12 protein-coding genes are annotated in these 15,611 nt (G+C 64.6%); 9 read left to right on the top strand and 3 right to left on the bottom strand.

Features of this window, described 5'->3' with window-relative positions:
* Nucleotides 1–605 precede the first annotated feature (605 nt).
* Together Y882_RS08175 and Y882_RS08170 are read left to right on the top strand one after the other, a co-directional pair.
* Entirely contained in the window at nt 606–2,234 is a 1,629-nt protein-coding gene (locus tag Y882_RS08175; protein WP_244466291.1) for a phospholipase C, read from the top strand.
* A 76-nt stretch (nt 2,235–2,310) separates the two neighbouring features.
* Nucleotides 2,311–3,921, top strand: coding sequence for a multicopper oxidase family protein (locus tag Y882_RS08170; RefSeq protein ID WP_244466289.1), 1,611 nt, complete (start codon nt 2,311–2,313; stop codon nt 3,919–3,921).
* Nucleotides 3,922–3,956: 35 nt separating this feature from the next.
* Here Y882_RS08170 and Y882_RS08165 read toward each other — a convergent pair whose 3' ends face one another.
* On the bottom strand, nt 3,957–4,625 hold the full coding sequence (locus Y882_RS08165) for a DUF502 domain-containing protein (RefSeq protein ID WP_046971419.1): 669 nt from the start codon (nt 4,623–4,625) through the stop codon (nt 3,957–3,959).
* Nucleotides 4,626–4,721: 96 nt separating this feature from the next.
* Nucleotides 4,722–5,210, bottom strand: coding sequence for a DUF4442 domain-containing protein (locus Y882_RS08160; protein ID WP_046971418.1), 489 nt, complete (start codon nt 5,208–5,210; stop codon nt 4,722–4,724).
* A gap of 201 nt (nt 5,211–5,411) precedes the next feature.
* Between Y882_RS08160 and Y882_RS08155 the strand changes: the two genes are divergently transcribed.
* Nucleotides 5,412–7,415, top strand: a complete 2,004-nt coding sequence (locus Y882_RS08155) for a S9 family peptidase (protein WP_046971417.1) — start codon at nt 5,412–5,414, stop codon at nt 7,413–7,415.
* 89 nt (nt 7,416–7,504) lie between these two features.
* Here Y882_RS08155 and trxA read toward each other — a convergent pair whose 3' ends face one another.
* On the bottom strand, nt 7,505–8,368 hold the full coding sequence (gene trxA / locus Y882_RS08150; RefSeq protein WP_046971416.1) for a thioredoxin: 864 nt from the start codon (nt 8,366–8,368) through the stop codon (nt 7,505–7,507).
* Nucleotides 8,369–8,509: 141 nt separating this feature from the next.
* Here trxA and Y882_RS08145 point away from each other — a divergent pair, with 141 nt between their 5' ends.
* The 6 genes from Y882_RS08145 (at nt 8,510) to Y882_RS08120 (ending at nt 15,603) form a co-directional block, all read left to right on the top strand.
* Nucleotides 8,510–9,151 carry a paraquat-inducible protein A gene (locus tag Y882_RS08145; RefSeq protein ID WP_046971415.1) on the top strand — a complete coding sequence of 214 codons (642 nt, stop codon included), beginning with the start codon at nt 8,510–8,512 and terminating at the stop codon, nt 9,149–9,151.
* Nucleotides 9,148–9,771 (top strand): paraquat-inducible protein A, encoded by a 624-nt coding sequence (locus Y882_RS08140; protein ID WP_046971414.1) that lies wholly within the window; start codon nt 9,148–9,150, stop codon nt 9,769–9,771. Before Y882_RS08145 ends, Y882_RS08140 begins: the two co-directional genes overlap by 4 nt.
* The gene (locus Y882_RS08135) at nt 9,764–11,440 is read left to right on the top strand and encodes a PqiB family protein (protein ID WP_046971413.1); all 1,677 of its coding nucleotides are present in this window, start codon (nt 9,764–9,766) and stop codon (nt 11,438–11,440) included. The genes Y882_RS08140 and Y882_RS08135 overlap by 8 nt, the downstream gene beginning before the upstream one ends.
* Entirely contained in the window at nt 11,437–12,051 is a 615-nt protein-coding gene (locus Y882_RS08130) for a PqiC family protein (RefSeq protein WP_046971412.1), read from the top strand. Before Y882_RS08135 ends, Y882_RS08130 begins: the two co-directional genes overlap by 4 nt.
* Nucleotides 12,052–12,277: 226 nt before the next feature.
* Nucleotides 12,278–15,037 carry a leucine--tRNA ligase gene (gene leuS / locus Y882_RS08125; protein ID WP_046971411.1) on the top strand — a complete coding sequence of 920 codons (2,760 nt, stop codon included), beginning with the start codon at nt 12,278–12,280 and terminating at the stop codon, nt 15,035–15,037.
* A 5-nt stretch (nt 15,038–15,042) separates the two neighbouring features.
* Nucleotides 15,043–15,603 (top strand): LPS-assembly lipoprotein LptE, encoded by a 561-nt coding sequence (locus tag Y882_RS08120; RefSeq protein ID WP_156171365.1) that lies wholly within the window; start codon nt 15,043–15,045, stop codon nt 15,601–15,603.
* The last annotated feature ends 8 nt before the right edge of the window (nt 15,604–15,611 follow it).

Raw genomic sequence — 15,611 nt, 5'->3', positions numbered from 1 at the left:
AAGCCGGAACCCAGTGTCTTCGCGCCCCGATTGTCGCGATATGGCCAGCGTGCCACTTACGCGGCGGTCGTTTCAAAAGGCTGCCGCCGCTCGAGTCACTTCTCTTTTGCTGGCCCAAAAGAAAAGTAACCCAAAGAAAATGGCCTGATAACGCCCGCAGCATTGTGCTGGGATAAGCCCGAGCGCTTGAGGCAGGCCGTCAGGGGACAACCTCCGAGGGTACACAGAGGTACTTCCGAGCGCTGCGCAACGCGCCCGAATCGCTGAGGACTTAAATCGGAACGTCGCTTCGCTTCCTCTTGGTTGCCGACGTTTGCGTGGTGACCAACATGCTTCACCACTCCGGGAAACAGGTTGGGACTTGATTGTGTGATGTCCGGGTCGACAGTCTCCCTGCGCTTCCAGTCACATCGCTGGAATCGCAAAAACATGCGATGGCCGCTGTTATTCGCCTGTCACCTCCCGAGCCTAATGTCCGTGGAATCCGCGCTTGAGGGGAAGCGCATCACCGCGACTGTAGGGAGCCCTCCATGCGAAACAACCTCGCTGTTTGCATTGCTGCGTGCGTACTCAGCCTTTCTGCTGTTTCCCTTGCTCAACTTCCCGTGCATGCCGAAGCATTCACCGATGCGAGCCTGCATCATGGCGGCGGTGATGGGGACGTCCATACGTCCACGCCGATCAAGCACCTGGTGGTGATCTTCCAGGAGAACGTGTCCTTCGATCACTACTTCGGCACCTACCCGTATGCCGCCAACGGCAAGGGCGAGCCGAGCTTCTATGCGCGCCCGTTCACGCCGCACGTGAACGGTTACGACAACAAGCTGCTCACGCACAATCCGAACCAGACGAACAGCGCGAACGGCGCCGGTGCGATCAATCCGTTCCGGTTGTCGCGCGCGCAGGCGGCGACCGCTGACCAGGACCATGATTACGGCCCGGAACAGCAGGCGTTCGATGGCGGTGCGATGGATCTGTTCCCCAAGTACACCGGTTCGGGTGAAACCCTGCCGGGCGCGCCGGCCGACGAGGAAGGCACCGGCCAGGTGATGGGCTACTACGACGGCAACACCGTTACCGCCCTGTGGAACTACGCGCAGTGGTTCGCGCTGAACGACAACAGCTACAACACGACCTTTGGCCCGTCCACGCCCGGTGCGATCAATCTGATTTCCGGCCAGACCAATGGCGTGACGCAGACGCTCAACGGCACCGCGAACGAAATCGCCGATGGCCAGGGCGGCCTGACCCTGATCAGCGACGCCGATCCGATCGGCGACGTGTGCTCCTCGCCCAGCGGCAACCAGGTGCAGCTCGGCGGCAAGAACGTCGGTGACCTGCTCAACGCTGCCGGCGTGACGTGGGGTTTCTTCGAGGGCGGTTTCGACCTGAGCCAGGTGAACAGCAATAACACCACGGGTTGCAAGCGCAGCACGCTGTCCACCGTCACCAACACGGTGAAGGCCGACTACATCCCGCATCACCAGCCGTTCCAGTACTACACCTCCACCGCCAATCCGACGCATGCACGTCCGACCTCGGTGGCGATGATCGGCCACCAGGGCGACGCGGCGAACCATCAGTACGACACCAACGACTTCTACACCGCGGTCAAGGCGGGCAACTTCCCGGCCGTCAGCTTCCTCAAGGCGCCGGGTTACCAGGATGGCCACGCGGGCTACTCCGATCCGCTGGATGAGCAACAGTTCATCGTGCACGTGATCAATTTCCTGCAGCAGCAGCCGGACTGGCGCGACACCGCCGTGGTGATCGCGTATGACGATTCCGATGGCTGGTACGACCATCAGGCGGCCCCGCGCATCAATGCCTCGAGCACCTCGTCCGATGCGCTCGACGGCGCGGGCCTGTGCAAGGCGCGTGGCACGTTGCCGGGCACCAACAGCAAGGGTAAGCCGGTGCAGGGACGCTGCGGTTTCGGTCCGCGCCTGCCGCTGCTGGTGATCTCGCCGTGGGCCCGCAGCAATCATGTGGACCACACGCTGACCGATCAGTCGTCAGTGACGCGCTTCATCGAGGACAACTGGCTGCGCGGCGAGCGCCTCGGTGGCGGTTCGTTCGACGGCGTGGCCGGCTCGCTGGTGCCGATGTTCGACTTCTACCAGCCGTTCCCGGACCAGCGCCATCTGATCCTGGACGAACAGACCGGCCAGCCGGTGAAGCAGCCCAAGCCGTGGCCGTGGTCCAGCCTGCCGCACGGGCATGATCACGGCTGAGCGCAGTACGCTTGCCTGGCACGCCCCGGACCGTGGTCCGGGGCGTTTCGTTTTTCCTGCTCGGAGGTGCTGAGCCTTGCATCCCTCGCGTCGTCTCTTTCTCCAGGGCATGGGCTTGCTGGCAGGCACGAGCGCCTTGCGTGCGTTCGGCGCGCCCATGCACATGGCCATGCCGGCCGCCAAGGGCAGCGGGCTTTGCAAGCATGCGGTGGCCGATCAGACCCGCGTGCCGCGCCTGCTCGATCCGTCGCGGCTGGCGCCGTTCGTCGATGCGTTGCGGCGGCCTGAAGTACTGCATCCCAAGGCGGGAACCGCGTTGCGCATCGCCATGCGCGAAAGCGAGCAACGCCTGCACCGCGATCTGGCGCCGACCCGGCTGTGGACGTATGGCAACAGCATGCCCGGGCCCACCATCGAAGCGCGCAGCGGCGTCGCGGTACGCGTGGAGTGGAGCAACCGTCTCCCGCTCAAGCACTTCCTTCCCATCGATCATCACGTCTGCGGCGCGGAGCCGGACAAGCCGGAAGTGCGCGGCGTGGTGCATGTGCACGGCGCACGCGTGCCGGCCGCCGATGACGGCTATCCCACCGATTGGATGGTGCCCGGCCAGTCGCGCGCCCAGACCTATCCCAATCGACAGGACGCCGCGACGCTGTGGTATCACGACCACACCATGGGCATCGAGCGGCTGAACCTCTACGCCGGCTTGTTTGGCATGTATCTGCTGCGCGACGAGCATGAGTTGTCGCTGGGTCTGCCCAGCGGCGATTTCGAATGGCCGCTGGTGTTGACCGATCGCCTGCTTACCGAAGATGGCCAGCTGTACTACCCCACCTCCGGCATCAGCGATGCGCCATGGGTGCCCGAAGTGTTCGGCAACGCCATGCTGGTGAATGGCGCGCTGATGCCGCGGCTCGACGTGCAGGCGCGGCGCTATCGCTTCCGCGTGCTCAATGCGGCGAATGGACGCTTTTTCCATTTGAGCCTGCGCGGCCAGCGGCCGTTCCTGCAGATCGGCAGCGATCAAGGCCTGCTTGCCGCGCCCGTGCAGCAGACCAGCCTGTTTCTTGCGCCGGGCGAGCGTGCCGATCTTGTGGTGGATTTTGCATCGATGGATGGCGGGGCCATCGAACTGATGAACGACGCGCTGCCCTTGATGCAGTTCAAGGTGGCCGCGGGCAAAGTGAGCGACAGCAGTCGCGTGCCTGCCATCTTGCGTGATGTGCCGCGCATCGCCGAGGCGAGTGCTACGCAGACCCGCGTGCTTACCATCGACGAATACGCCGATTGCGTGGCCACGCCGATGCTGATGTTGCTGGACGGCAAGCACTGGCACGAGCCGGTGAGCGAGAAGCCGCGCCTGGGCAGCACGGAAATCTGGAGCCTGGTGAACCTCACCGAAGACACCCATCCGATCCATCTGCACCTGGTGCGCTTCCAGATCCTGGATCGACGTCCGTTCGACGTGGATGAATATCTGGAATCAAAAACCATACGCTACAAAGGGCCGGCGGAACCGCCGCCGGCGCATGAAGCGGGTTGGAAAGACACGGCGCAGGTATATCCCGGGATGGTGACGCGCTACATCATCACGTTCGAGGGTTACGCCGGGCGCTATGTCTGGCATTGCCATCTGTTGGAGCATGCGTCGAACGAGATGATGCGGCCGTTTGAAGTGGTGGCCTGAGGGGTTGGGAGTCGCGCACAGGGTGCGCTCCCACATTATTCCGGTGAGGCGTCGCGGAGGGCCGCAGGCGACGCAGGCAAGGTATCGGGAGCCACCGCGCCACCGGAAATGATGAAGGCCATGGCCTGGTCCATGGTCCAGTCGGTGGGCGTGAGCTCTTCCACCGCCACCACTTCCAGATAGCCACCGGTGGGATTGGGCGTGGTGGGGATATAGACGGCGGCCATTTCGCGACCGGTGCCTTCCTCAATCATCACGCGCGTGACGAAGCCCACCACCTTCATGCCCTTGCGCGGAAAGTCGATCAGCACCACGCGCTGCACGCCCGAAGGCTTTTGCTGCAGCACGGCCATGAGCTTCTTGGTGCCGCCATAGATGGTCTGCACCAGCGGAATGCGTGCCAGCAGGGCATCAAAGCCGTCAATCAGGCGCTGGCCGATCACGCGGTTGGCGAGCCAGCCCAGGATGTACAGCACGCCCAGCGTCAGCAGCAGGGCGATGACGAAGGTGATCCACGCGTTGTTGAGCGCCACGCCCGCCAGCGGCGACGTCGACGACAACGTCGCCAGCAGGGCCGACGCCAGCGGCGTGCCGATGCCGGCGAGCATGCTCAACACAAACTTGAACACCACCCAGGTCACCCACAGCGGAATGAAGGTGAGCAGGCCGGTAAACAGGTAACGCTTGATGCGCAGACGCTTCATGGAGAAATGCCGGGGAGGGGACGCGGCATTGTCCCACGGAGTCTGGCCTTGGGTGGAAGCGGAGGCGTCAGTCGCCACGTTCCACTGGCGACAACGCTAGGTGGTCGGGGCCGGCTGCTCGTTGCTGGCCTCGCTGCGCGCCTTGGGCTTGAGCCGCACATACAGCTGCTTGCGTACGCGCGCCACCACCTCGCCGCTGCGCGTGGTGATGTCCACGTCGAACCAGCGCAGCACCTTGTCGCCACCGGCGGCTGCGGCGCGCAGTTCGTCGATCACCGACGGTTCCAGCTTGAAATGGGCGTAGACGTCTTCGCGCCCCGGCGCGACGAATTCGATGCCGCCGGCCTTGTCCCAGACAAAGTAGTCGTTGCCAAGCTGGTGCATGGTCAGCAGCATCCAGAACGGGTCCGTCATCGCGAACAGATTGCCGCCGAACTGCGTGCGCACATAGTTGCGGTTCCAAGGGCGCAGGCGCAGCACCACCCGCAGCTCGGTCCAGTCCTCGGACACCTGCTGGACGCAAATGCTGTTGAACAGGAACGGCGGCCACAGGTTCATCAGGCGGCGGAAGGTCGAAGCGCGCATAGGCAATAGGCTGGACGGTGAAAACCGGCCGAGTATAACCTAAACATACGTAAGCGTATGGTTGGCGGCATCGTAGGGCTTCGCTGCGATTGAGCGGGCAGGTCGACCAGGCCGAAGGGGGGCGCTGGCGGCAGCAACATTCGTGCTTATACTCGCCGCACGGCTGGGCTGCATGGGGCGCCACGCCACAGGGGAGAATGCATGGAAAAGCGAATCCAGCGCGCCGTCTTCGGCGTGCTTTGTCTGTTGTCGTATCCGTTGTTTGCCGGCACCGTGTCGTTGGACGCTCTGGCGCGCCACGCGCAGTACGACGACGTGAAAATCTCCGGCGACGGTCACTACCTGGCCGCCACCACGGTGGTGAAGGGCAAGCCGATGCTGGCCCTGATCGACCTGGTCAACCACAAGGGCACCATGCTCAAGCCGCGCGAGGGCAACCAGGTCGTCGACTTCTGGTGGGTCAACAACCATCGCGTGCTGTATACCGAAGGCACCCAGGTGAGCGGCTGGGATCGCCCCTTCGCCACCGGCGAAATTTTCGCCGTGAATGGCGATGGCTCGGCCGGGCAGATTCTGTTTGGCTATCGCGCCGGTGGAACCTCAGGCGCGACGCACATCAAGCAGCCCGAATCCGAGCGTGCATCCGCTGAACTGGTGAGCACGCTGCGCAACGGCGACGGCAACCACGTGATGATAGGCGTCACGCCGTGGGACAGCGGCGCCGACGGTGCGTTCACCCAGATCTTCGTGATGGACGTGAACAACGGCAACAAGCGGCCGGTGGGTACGGCGCCGCTGCGCAATGCCGAATTCGTCGTCGACAACCATGGCGTCGCGCGTTTTGCCATGGGTACCGACAGCCATAGCTTTCCCGTTGTTTACTATCGCGAGGGCGACGGTCAGCAGTGGACGCTGCTGTTCCAGGGCGGTGCGGAACGCAACGTGCCATGGCCCACGGCCTTTACTGCCGACGACTCGCAGGTCTATATGACGTGCAAGGCGCCCGGTGCCGTCGGTGCGCTGTGTCCGTGGGATGTCGCCACCAAAACCATGAAAGAGGCGGTGTGGACGAACGACACCGTATCGGCCTACCGCCTCATGCGTACGCTTGATCGTCGCGACATCGTGGGCGTCTATGCCATGCCGTCCACGCCGTCGGCATCGGCCTTCGTGGCGGGATCAGACACCATGAAGGCGATCAGCGCGCTCATGAAGGCCTTGCCGGGCGAGAGCATCGAAATCGTTTCCAGCACCGACGACGGCAGCAAGGCGGTGGCGCTGGCTTCGTCGGACATGGACCCGGGTACGTACTACCTGTGGGACAAGGCGAGCGGCAAGGCCGAGGTGCTGCTGCAACGCGCGGACTGGATCAAGCCCAACGACATGGCGCAGATGCAGCCGATCGACTTCAAGGCGCGCGATGGGCTGACCATCCACGGTTACCTCAGCATGCCGCCGGGTCGCGAGCAGGCCAAGCATCTGCCGCTGGTGGTGTTCGTGCACGGCGGCCCGTTCGGTATCCGCGACAGCTGGGGCTTCGATCCGATCGTGCAGGCGCTCGCCACGCATGGCTATGCCGTGCTTCAGGTCAACTTCCGCGGTTCCGGCGGCTATGGCGAAGGCTTTGTGCACGCCGGTTACAAGGAGTGGGGCGGCAAGATGCAGGACGACATCACCGATGCCACGCATTGGGCGATCGACCAGGGCGTCACCACGGCCGGACACGTCTGCATCTTCGGCGCGAGCTATGGCGGCTATGCGGCGCTCGAGGGTGCGGTGAAGGAGCCGGATCTCTATCGCTGCGCGATCGGCTACGTCGGCGTCTACGATCTGGCCAAGATGTACACCGACGGCGACATTTCCGATCGCGTCTCCGGCAAGAATTATCTGCGCAACACGCTGGGCACCGATCCGGCCGTGCTGGCGGCGCGTTCGCCCATCAACCAGCTCGATCAGCTCAAGGCCAGCGTCATGCTGGTGGTGGGTGGACAGGATCAACGCGTGCCGCCGATCCAGGGTGAGTCGTTGAATGCGGCCCTGAACAAACGCGGCGTCGGTCACGAATGGCTATACAAGTCCGGCGAAGGCCACGGCTTCTACGACGAGAAGAACACCGCCGAGTTGTACGAGCGCGTCACCCAGTTCCTCGATCGCTATATCGGCAGCAATGCCGGTGCCGGCGCGACGGCGGCAGGTTCGCCCTGAAGAAACGCGAAGCCCATTCCCCGACGGGAATGGGCTTCGGATGGCAAGTCGCATGGTTGGCGAGCGTGCTCGCCCACCGCGCAGCCGATTCAGAACAACAGCGACGCCATGCGGCGACGATAGCGGCCGACCAGTTCGGCGTCGTCCAGCGTGGTGAAGGCAGCCAGCAGTCGCTTCTTGGCCTGGCCATCGTTCCAGTCGCGCGCCTTTTCCAGCGTGACGAGGAACTGATCCAGACCTGCGGGGGCATCGCCTTCCAGCAGCAGGCGCACGCCGAGCAGGTCGCGCGCGGCCCAGTCGCCGGCATCGGCCTGCACGCGCTGCTGCAGCTCGGCCAGCGACGGCGCGCCCTTGAGTGCACGAGCCAGGTCGAGCTGGCTGCGCAGCCGAACAGCGCGGGCGTCGGTGGCCAGGTTGGCGGGCAGGGAGGCCAGTTCGGCTTCGGCGGCGTCGGCGTTGCCGGCACGCATCAGTGCCAGGGCGAGATCGAGCTTGAGTTCGGCGCGCTCCGGTTCGGCTGCGATGGCTTGCTGGATGCGGTTGATGGTTTCTTCCGGCGATTCCGGTGCCGCCTCGAGCTCATCGTTGGCGGCGCCATCGAGTGGCTGCACATGGCGCTGCAGGAATTCGCGCAGCTGGCCCTCGGGCAGGGCGCCCTGGAAACCGTCGAGGATCTGGCCATCCTTCACCAGCATCACGGTGGGAATGCTGCGGATGCCGAACATGGCAGCCAGCTGCTGCGATTTGTCCACATCGACCTTGGCCAGCCGGAAGGCGCCGTTGAATTCGGCGGCCAGCTTCTCGAGCATCGGACCCAGCGTCTTGCACGGGCCGCACCAGGTCGCCCAGAAATCGACCAGGATCGGCGTGGTCAGCGAGGCCTGCAGCACCTCGGCTTCGAAGTTGTCCTCGCGCACGTCAAAAACATGCGTATCGGCGGTCGTGGCACTCACTGGGGACTCCCGTTGACGAATGCCCTTCACATCAGGGCGTCAGCCAGCATATCAAGGTCGCAGGGGCTTACGGTGCCCGGGCTTTGACGCTTGGCTTCGGCCCCGGCGGCACTGGACACGGATATTTGCGAAAATCCCCCCATGACCATGCCATCGCAAGGCATCAAACCCGCCATCGCGCCGCCCACCCTGTGGATATGCGAGCACTGCGACACGGTCTACCGTCGTCGCAAGCTGGCCCGTGGCGAAGTGGCGCGTTGCCTGCGCTGCGACGCCATCCTGGCCCGCCATCACAGCATCGGCGTGCGCGGCATGTTCGCCCTGGTGATCACTGCGATGATCGCCTTCGTGCAGGCCAACATCTGGCCGATCGTGACGCTGGGCCTCAATGGCCAGTTGATCAGCGCGACGCTGTGGGGCTGCATCATGATGATGTGGCGCGAGCACGCCGAGGTCGTCGCGGTGATCGCCGCCCTGACGCTGTTCTTCTTTCCGATCATCAAGATGGGCTTCCTGTTCTGGATCCTGGCCTATGCACGCCAGCGACGTCGCGCGCCCGGGTTTCGCCGGATCATGGTGATGCTTTATCGGCTGGGTCCCTGGACCATGAGCGAAGTCTTTGTGCTCGGTGCGCTGGTGGCCATCGTCAAGGCGCACATGTATTTCGAAGTGCAGCCCAATGCGGGCATTTTTGCCTATGGCGTGCTCATGTTGATCATCACGGCATTCTCCAGCATCGATGTGCGCCGCTTCTGGGATCTGACCGAGGAGACGCCGGCATGAGCGAGCTGCTGCGCGCCAGCGACCTGGGTCTGATCGGCTGCCATGTGTGCCGCCTGGTCTGCCGCGACGTGAAGGCGCCCGATGCGGTCTGTCCGCGTTGCGGAAGCGCGCTGCACAAGCGCAAGTCGGCCAGCTACACACGTACCTGGGCCTTGCTGATCGCCGCATTCGTGTTCTACTTGCCCGCCAACGTGCTGCCCATCATGCGCACGGTGAGCCTGGGCGACGTGGACGACAACACCATCCTCAGCGGCATCATCGAGCTGTGGAGGAAGGGCTCGCCCGATCTGGCCGTCATCGTCTTCACGGCGAGTATCGTGGTGCCGGTGTTGAAATTCTTCGCGCTGAGCCTGCTGCTGGTCAGCTCGCAACGCGGCAGCCAATGGGCGCAGCGACAGCGCTCGCGGCTTTACCGGCTGGTGGAATTCATCGGTTACTGGTCCATGCTGGACGTGTTCGTGGTGGCGCTGTTGACGGCGCTGGTGCAGTTTGGCTTCTTCAGCCAGGTGGAACCGCTGCCTGGTGTGGTGTTTTTCGGGCTTACCGTGGTGATTACCATGCTCGCCTCGATGACGTTCGATCCACGATTGATCTGGGATGGCAGGGATTCCGATGACTGACGATAAAAACATCGCCGACGACCTGCCCGAACCGGTGGTGCAGAAGCCGCGCGTGAATGCATCGCTGGTCTGGCTGGTGCCGGTGATCGCCGCCCTGGTCGGTCTGTCGCTGGTGATCCACGCCTGGTACGAAGCGGGCCCCAGCATCAATATCAGTTTCCAGAGCGCCGAAGGCCTGGATCCGGGCAAGACGCCGGTGAAGTACAAGAGCGTGATCATCGGCAAGGTGAGCACGGTGCGCCTGAGCGACGACCGCACCCATGTGGTGGCCAAGGTCGCGCTGGAGAAGAGCGCCAAGGGTTTTGCCACCGCCGACTCGCGCTTCTGGGTGGTGCGCCCACGCATCGGGCTCGGCGGCGTGTCCGGCATCGATACGCTGCTCTCCGGCGCCTTCATCGGCGCCGACGCCGGACAGTCGCAGGAACCCAAGGAAGACTTCGTCGGCCTGGAGGCGCCGCCGACGGTCACGCACGGCGCGCCGGGCAAGACCTTCGACCTGCACACCGATGACCTGGGCTCGCTGGATATCGGCTCGCCCGTCTACTACCGCCGCATCCAGGTGGGGCGCGTGTCTTCCTACCATCTCAACAAGGATGGCAAGGGCGTGACGTTGCAGATCTTCATCGATGCGCCCAACGATCAGTTCGTCACCACCTCCTCGCGCTTCTGGAATGCCAGCGGCGTCGACGTCTCGCTGGGCGCCGATGGCCTGAAGGTCAACACGCAGTCGCTGGCCACGGTGCTGGCGGGCGGCCTGGCGTTTCAGGATCCGCCGGGTCCGCATGACGCCACGCCGGCGCAGGAAAACGACGCCTTCACCCTGTTCAACGATCAGGCCACCGCGATGGCGCCGCCCGACGGTGAGCCGCGCTACGTCCGCATGCGCTTCAATCAATCGCTGCGTGGCCTGGCGGTGGGTGCGCCGGTGGAATTCCTGGGCGTGCCGTTTGGCCGCGTGGTGTCCATCAACCTGGACTACGATGAGAAGACCCAGACCTTCCCGACCATCGTCGGCGCGGTGGTCTATCCGCAGCGCCTGGGCAAGGCGCACGACAAACTGGTGGCGATCGCCAAGTCGCAGGGCGACGACGAGCAGATGTCGATGATGATGGGCAAGCTGGTCGACCGCGGCCTGCGCGCGCAGGCACGCACCGGCAACCTGCTCACCGGCCAGCTGTATATCGCGATGGATTTCCTGCCAAAGGCGACCAAGGTCACCTTCGATGGCCGCACCAAGCCGCTGGAAATTCCCACGGCGCCGGGCGATTTCGACAAGATCCAGCAGCAGATCGCCGACATCGTCAACAAGATTCAGAAGATTCCGTTCGACAGCATCGGCAACAACCTCGACCAGTCGCTGGCCGAGCTGCACAAGACCTTGCAGCAGGTCAACGGCAGCGTGCTGCCGGAATTGAAGAACACGCTGCAGGGCGCGCAGAAGACGCTCGGCAACGCGGACAACATGTTCTCGCCCGATTCGCAGCTGCAGCAGAACCTGGGCGGGACGCTGCAGGAGCTGCAGCGCGCGGCGCGTTCGTTGCGCGTGATGACCGATTATCTCGGCGCGCATCCGGATGCGCTGCTGCGCGGCCGCCGTGCCGACGACAAGCTGGCACCGACGCCGCCATCGCCGGCGCCGGTGGAACCGTCACAAGGGAGCAAGCCATGAAGCGCTGGGGAACATTGAACCTGGCCGTCGCCACGCTGGCCCTGGTGCTGAGCGCTTGCGGCTCGGCGCCGCCGCTGCGCTACTACACCCTGGTGCCGCCGGCTGGCGGCGCTGCCACGGTGACGCCCACGGCATCGTCGTTCCAGTTCGAATTGCTGCCGGTCACGGTGCCGGCGCAGGTCGACCAGCCGCAGATGGTGGTGCGCGAAGGCGGGCAGGGCGTGGCGGTGCTGCAGGGCCAGCGCTGGATCGCGCCGCTGGGCGACGAAGTGCGCGGTGCGCTCGCCGCCGACCTGGCGCGCGATTTCCGCGCCCAGGACGTGACCGGCCTGCCGAACCAGGGCAAGGCTACGGTGCGCATCAAGCTGGACGTGCGCCGCTTCGATTCCGTACCGGGCAGTTATGCCTATATCGACGCCGCCTGGAGCGTGCGCGCGCTGAAGGGCGGCGATCCGCTGGCCTGCACCAGCCGCTTCAGCGAAACCGTGGGCGCAGGCTATGACGCCCTTGTGCAGGGGCATCAGCAGGCGATCAGCCGGCTGGCTGGGCAGATTGGTGCGGTGGCCGGTGCGATGGCCGCCGGACAAAGCGCCAGCTGCCCTGCAGGTTGATTCTGCAGAACCCCTGTGGGAGCGCACCCTGTGCGCGACAAGCCAACGGAGCGCAAGCCCCAACCGCCTGTCGCGCACAGGGTGCGCTCCCACAGAAATACCAAGGCGCGCGCTCGTTTTGCCACCGTTTGGCGCTGAACAGACCCCAATTCTGCTAGTCTGCCGCGTTCCCAGCTGACCATCGGAAAGGCCGGTGGCAGCCCGCAAAACACACGGCGCCGGACACATGCAGGACATTCAGGATCAAGGTTCCCAGGACCAGGGCAACGAGCAGGGCTACCAGCCACAGGTGCTGGAAACCGCCGCTCAGGCGTATTGGCGCGAGCAGCGCGCCTATGAAGTGAAGGAGGATCCTTCACGCCCCAAGTTCTATTGCCTTTCCATGCTGCCGTATCCGTCGGGCGCGCTGCACATGGGCCATGTGCGCAACTACACCATCGGCGACGTGATCAGCCGCTACCAGCGCATGCAGGGCAAGAACGTGCTGCAGCCGATGGGCTGGGACGCGTTCGGCCTGCCCGCCGAAAACGCCGCGATCAAGAACAAGACCGCGCCGGCCAAGTGGACCTACCAGAATATCGAGCACATGCGCGGCCAGCTGCAGCGCATGGGCTTTGCCTATGACTGGAGCCGCGAATTCGCCACCTGCCGCCCCGATTACTACCGCTGGGAACAGTTGATGTTCACGCGGTTGATGAAAAAGGGCATGGCCTACCGCAAGAACGCGGTGGTGAACTGGGATCCGGTGGACCAGACCGTGCTGGCCAACGAGCAGGTGGTCGACGGCCGCGGCTGGCGCTCGGGCGCGCTGGTGGAAAAGCGCGAGATCCCGCAGTGGTTCCTCAAGATCACCGACTACGCGCAGGAACTGCTCGACGGCCTGGACACGCTGCCGGGTTGGCCCGATGCGGTGAAGACCATGCAGCGCAACTGGATCGGTCGTTCCGAAGGCCTGGAAATCCATTTCGAGGTGGAAGGCGAGAGCGAGCCGCTCACCGTCTTCACCACGCGCCCCGACACGCTGATGGGCGTGACCTTCGTGTCCATCGCTGGTGAGCATCCGCTGGCGCTCAAGGCCGCACAAGGCAACGAGAAGCTCGCGGCATTCCTGGAGGAGCTCAAGCACGGCGGCGTGTCCGAAGCCGAGCTGGAGACGCAGGAAAAGCGCGGCATGGATACCGGCATCGAAGCCATCCATCCGCTCACCGGCGAAAAAATCCCGGTGTTCGTGGCCAACTTCGTGCTGATGGGCTATGGCACCGGCGCCGTGATGGCCGTGCCCGGCCACGACCAGCGCGACTGGGAATTCGCCAAGAAGTACGAGCTGCCGATCAAGATGGTGGTGGTCGATCGCGCCGTGCTTGATGCCGTCGCTGAGATCCAGCACGACTTGTCCAAGGGTGTGGGTGCCGATCCCATGCGCGCAGCGCTGGGCGGCGGCAGCATGGACGCGTACGAAACGTCTGCTGCCGTGCAGCTGATCGAATCGTTCGAACAGAGCATCCAGCAGGACAGCGCGTTTACCGAGCGCGGCTACCTGGTCAATTCCGGCGAATTCGACGGTATGGATTACGGTCAGGCGTTTGACGCCATGGCGGCGCGCTTCGAGCGCGAGAAGAAGGGCATCCGCCGCGTCAACTGGCGTCTGCGCGACTGGGGCGTGAGCCGCCAGCGTTATTGGGGCTGCCCGATCCCGGTGATCTATTGCCCGACCTGCGACGCCGTGCCGGTGCCGGAAGACCAGCTGCCGGTGGTGCTGCCTGAAGACGTGGCGTTCTCCGGCGTGCGTTCGCCGATCAAGGCCGATCCGGAATGGCGCAAGACCACCTGCCCGCAGTGCGGCGGCCCGGCCGAGCGCGAAACCGACACCTTCGACACCTTCATGGAGTCGAGCTGGTACTACGCGCGCTACACCAGCCCGGGCGCCAGCGACCAGGTCGACGAACGCGCCAATTACTGGCTGCCGGTGGACCAGTACATCGGCGGCATCGAGCACGCCATCCTGCACCTGCTGTACTTCCGCTTCTATCACAAGCTCATGCGCGACGCGGGCCTGGTGAAGGCCGATGAGCCGGCCACCAACCTGCTGTGCCAGGGCATGGTGATCGCCGAGACGTTCTATCGCGACAACGCGGATGGTTCGAAGGATTGGATCAATCCGGCCGATGTGGAAATCGAGCGCGACGACAAGGCGCGCGTGATCGGTGCGCGTTCGAAGAGTGACGGTGAGCCGGTGAAGATCGGCGGCACCGAGAAGATGTCCAAGTCCAAGAACAACGGCATCGACCCGCAGGCGATGGTGGACAAGTACGGCGCCGACACCGTGCGCCTGTTCTCCATGTTTGCCGCGCCGCCGGAGCAGTCGCTGGAATGGAGCGAGGCGGGCGTGGAAGGCATGGCCCGCTTCCTGCGCCGCTTCTGGCGCGAAGTGACCACGCATGCGGCCAACCCGGATCATCCGGTGGTCGATCCGTCCGCGCTGGACGCCGGCCAGAAGACGCTGCGCCGCCAGGTGCACGAGACCATCCAGAAGGTGAGCGACGATTTCGGCCGCCGCCATTCCTTCAACACGGCGATTGCCGCGCTGATGGAGCTGCTCAACGCGCTGAACAAGTTCAACGACCAGAGCGACCAGGGCCGTGCCGTGCGTCACGAGGCACTGGAGGCCATGGTGCTGCTGCTGAACCCGGTGGTGCCGCACGTAAGCCACGCGCTGTGGCAGGTGCTTGGCCATCCGGCGTCGGTGCTGGAAGATCAGTCCTGGCCGCAGGTGGACGGCGCCGCGCTGGTGCGCGATTCGCTCACGCTCGCGGTTCAGGTCAACGGCAAGTTGCGCGGTACCATCGAGGTGGCCGCCAACGCGTCGAAGGAAGAAGCCGAGGCGCTGGCCCGCGCCCACCCGCAGGTCGCCGCCTTCCTGGAAGGCCAGACCGTGCGCAAGGTGATCGTGGTGCCGGGCAAGATCGTCAACATCGTCGCAGGATGAAATCCATGAGCCGTGTGTTCCAAGCTTCGCTGCTGTTGATGTCCATCGCCCTGCTGACGGCCTGCGGATTCCATCTGCGCCAAAACGTGGCCCTGCCGCCGGGCATGCAGCGTGTCCACGTGACCGCCGCCAACGTCAATCTCCAGCGCGGGCTCGAGCGCGCGCTGGTGAGTTCGGGCATCACGGTGGAAGACCATGGCGGCGCAGGCATTGCGGAACTCAACGCACCGCTGGCCCAGTTCAGCACCGATACGCTGACCGTCAGCGGCCAGGCGCGCGTCACCGAATACACCGTGCGCTATCACGTCGAATTCGACGTGAAGGACGGCGGCGGCCAGCCGATGCTGCCGCATCAGCGCATCGATATGCAGCGCGAATTCAGTTACGACGCAACCAACACGGTCGGCACCACGGCGCAGGTGGACGCGATCCAGGGCAGCCTCAACGACGATATGGTCGATGCCATCCTGTTCCGACTGCAGGCTGCGGGCCGCCATCCGGGCCAGACCGCGGCTGCCGCGGCGGCGCAGGAAGCCCAGCCGGCTCCGGCCAGCAGCACGCACTAAGCAAGCGC

It is taken from the genome of Dyella japonica DSM 16301 (assembly GCF_001010355.1).
Lineage (GTDB): Bacteria > Pseudomonadota > Gammaproteobacteria > Xanthomonadales > Rhodanobacteraceae > Dyella > Dyella japonica.
Note: the sequence above shows the minus strand (reverse complement) of the source record. Positions and strands in the feature narration are given on the sequence as shown.

Coding starts and splice junctions, on each gene's coding strand:
- Y882_RS08155 (WP_046971417.1), top strand. CDS start 5,412: ATGGAAAAGCGAATCCAGCGCGCCGTCTTCGGCGTGCTTTGTCTGTTG.
- Y882_RS08160 (WP_046971418.1), bottom strand. CDS start 5,210: ATGCGCGCTTCGACCTTCCGCCGCCTGATGAACCTGTGGCCGCCGTTC.
- Y882_RS08165 (WP_046971419.1), bottom strand. CDS start 4,625: ATGAAGCGTCTGCGCATCAAGCGTTACCTGTTTACCGGCCTGCTCACC.
- Y882_RS08130 (WP_046971412.1), top strand. CDS start 11,437: ATGAAGCGCTGGGGAACATTGAACCTGGCCGTCGCCACGCTGGCCCTG.
- Y882_RS08145 (WP_046971415.1), top strand. CDS start 8,510: ATGACCATGCCATCGCAAGGCATCAAACCCGCCATCGCGCCGCCCACC.
- leuS (WP_046971411.1), top strand. CDS start 12,278: ATGCAGGACATTCAGGATCAAGGTTCCCAGGACCAGGGCAACGAGCAG.
- Y882_RS08135 (WP_046971413.1), top strand. CDS start 9,764: ATGACTGACGATAAAAACATCGCCGACGACCTGCCCGAACCGGTGGTG.
- Y882_RS08140 (WP_046971414.1), top strand. CDS start 9,148: ATGAGCGAGCTGCTGCGCGCCAGCGACCTGGGTCTGATCGGCTGCCAT.
- Y882_RS08120 (WP_156171365.1), top strand. CDS start 15,043: ATGAGCCGTGTGTTCCAAGCTTCGCTGCTGTTGATGTCCATCGCCCTG.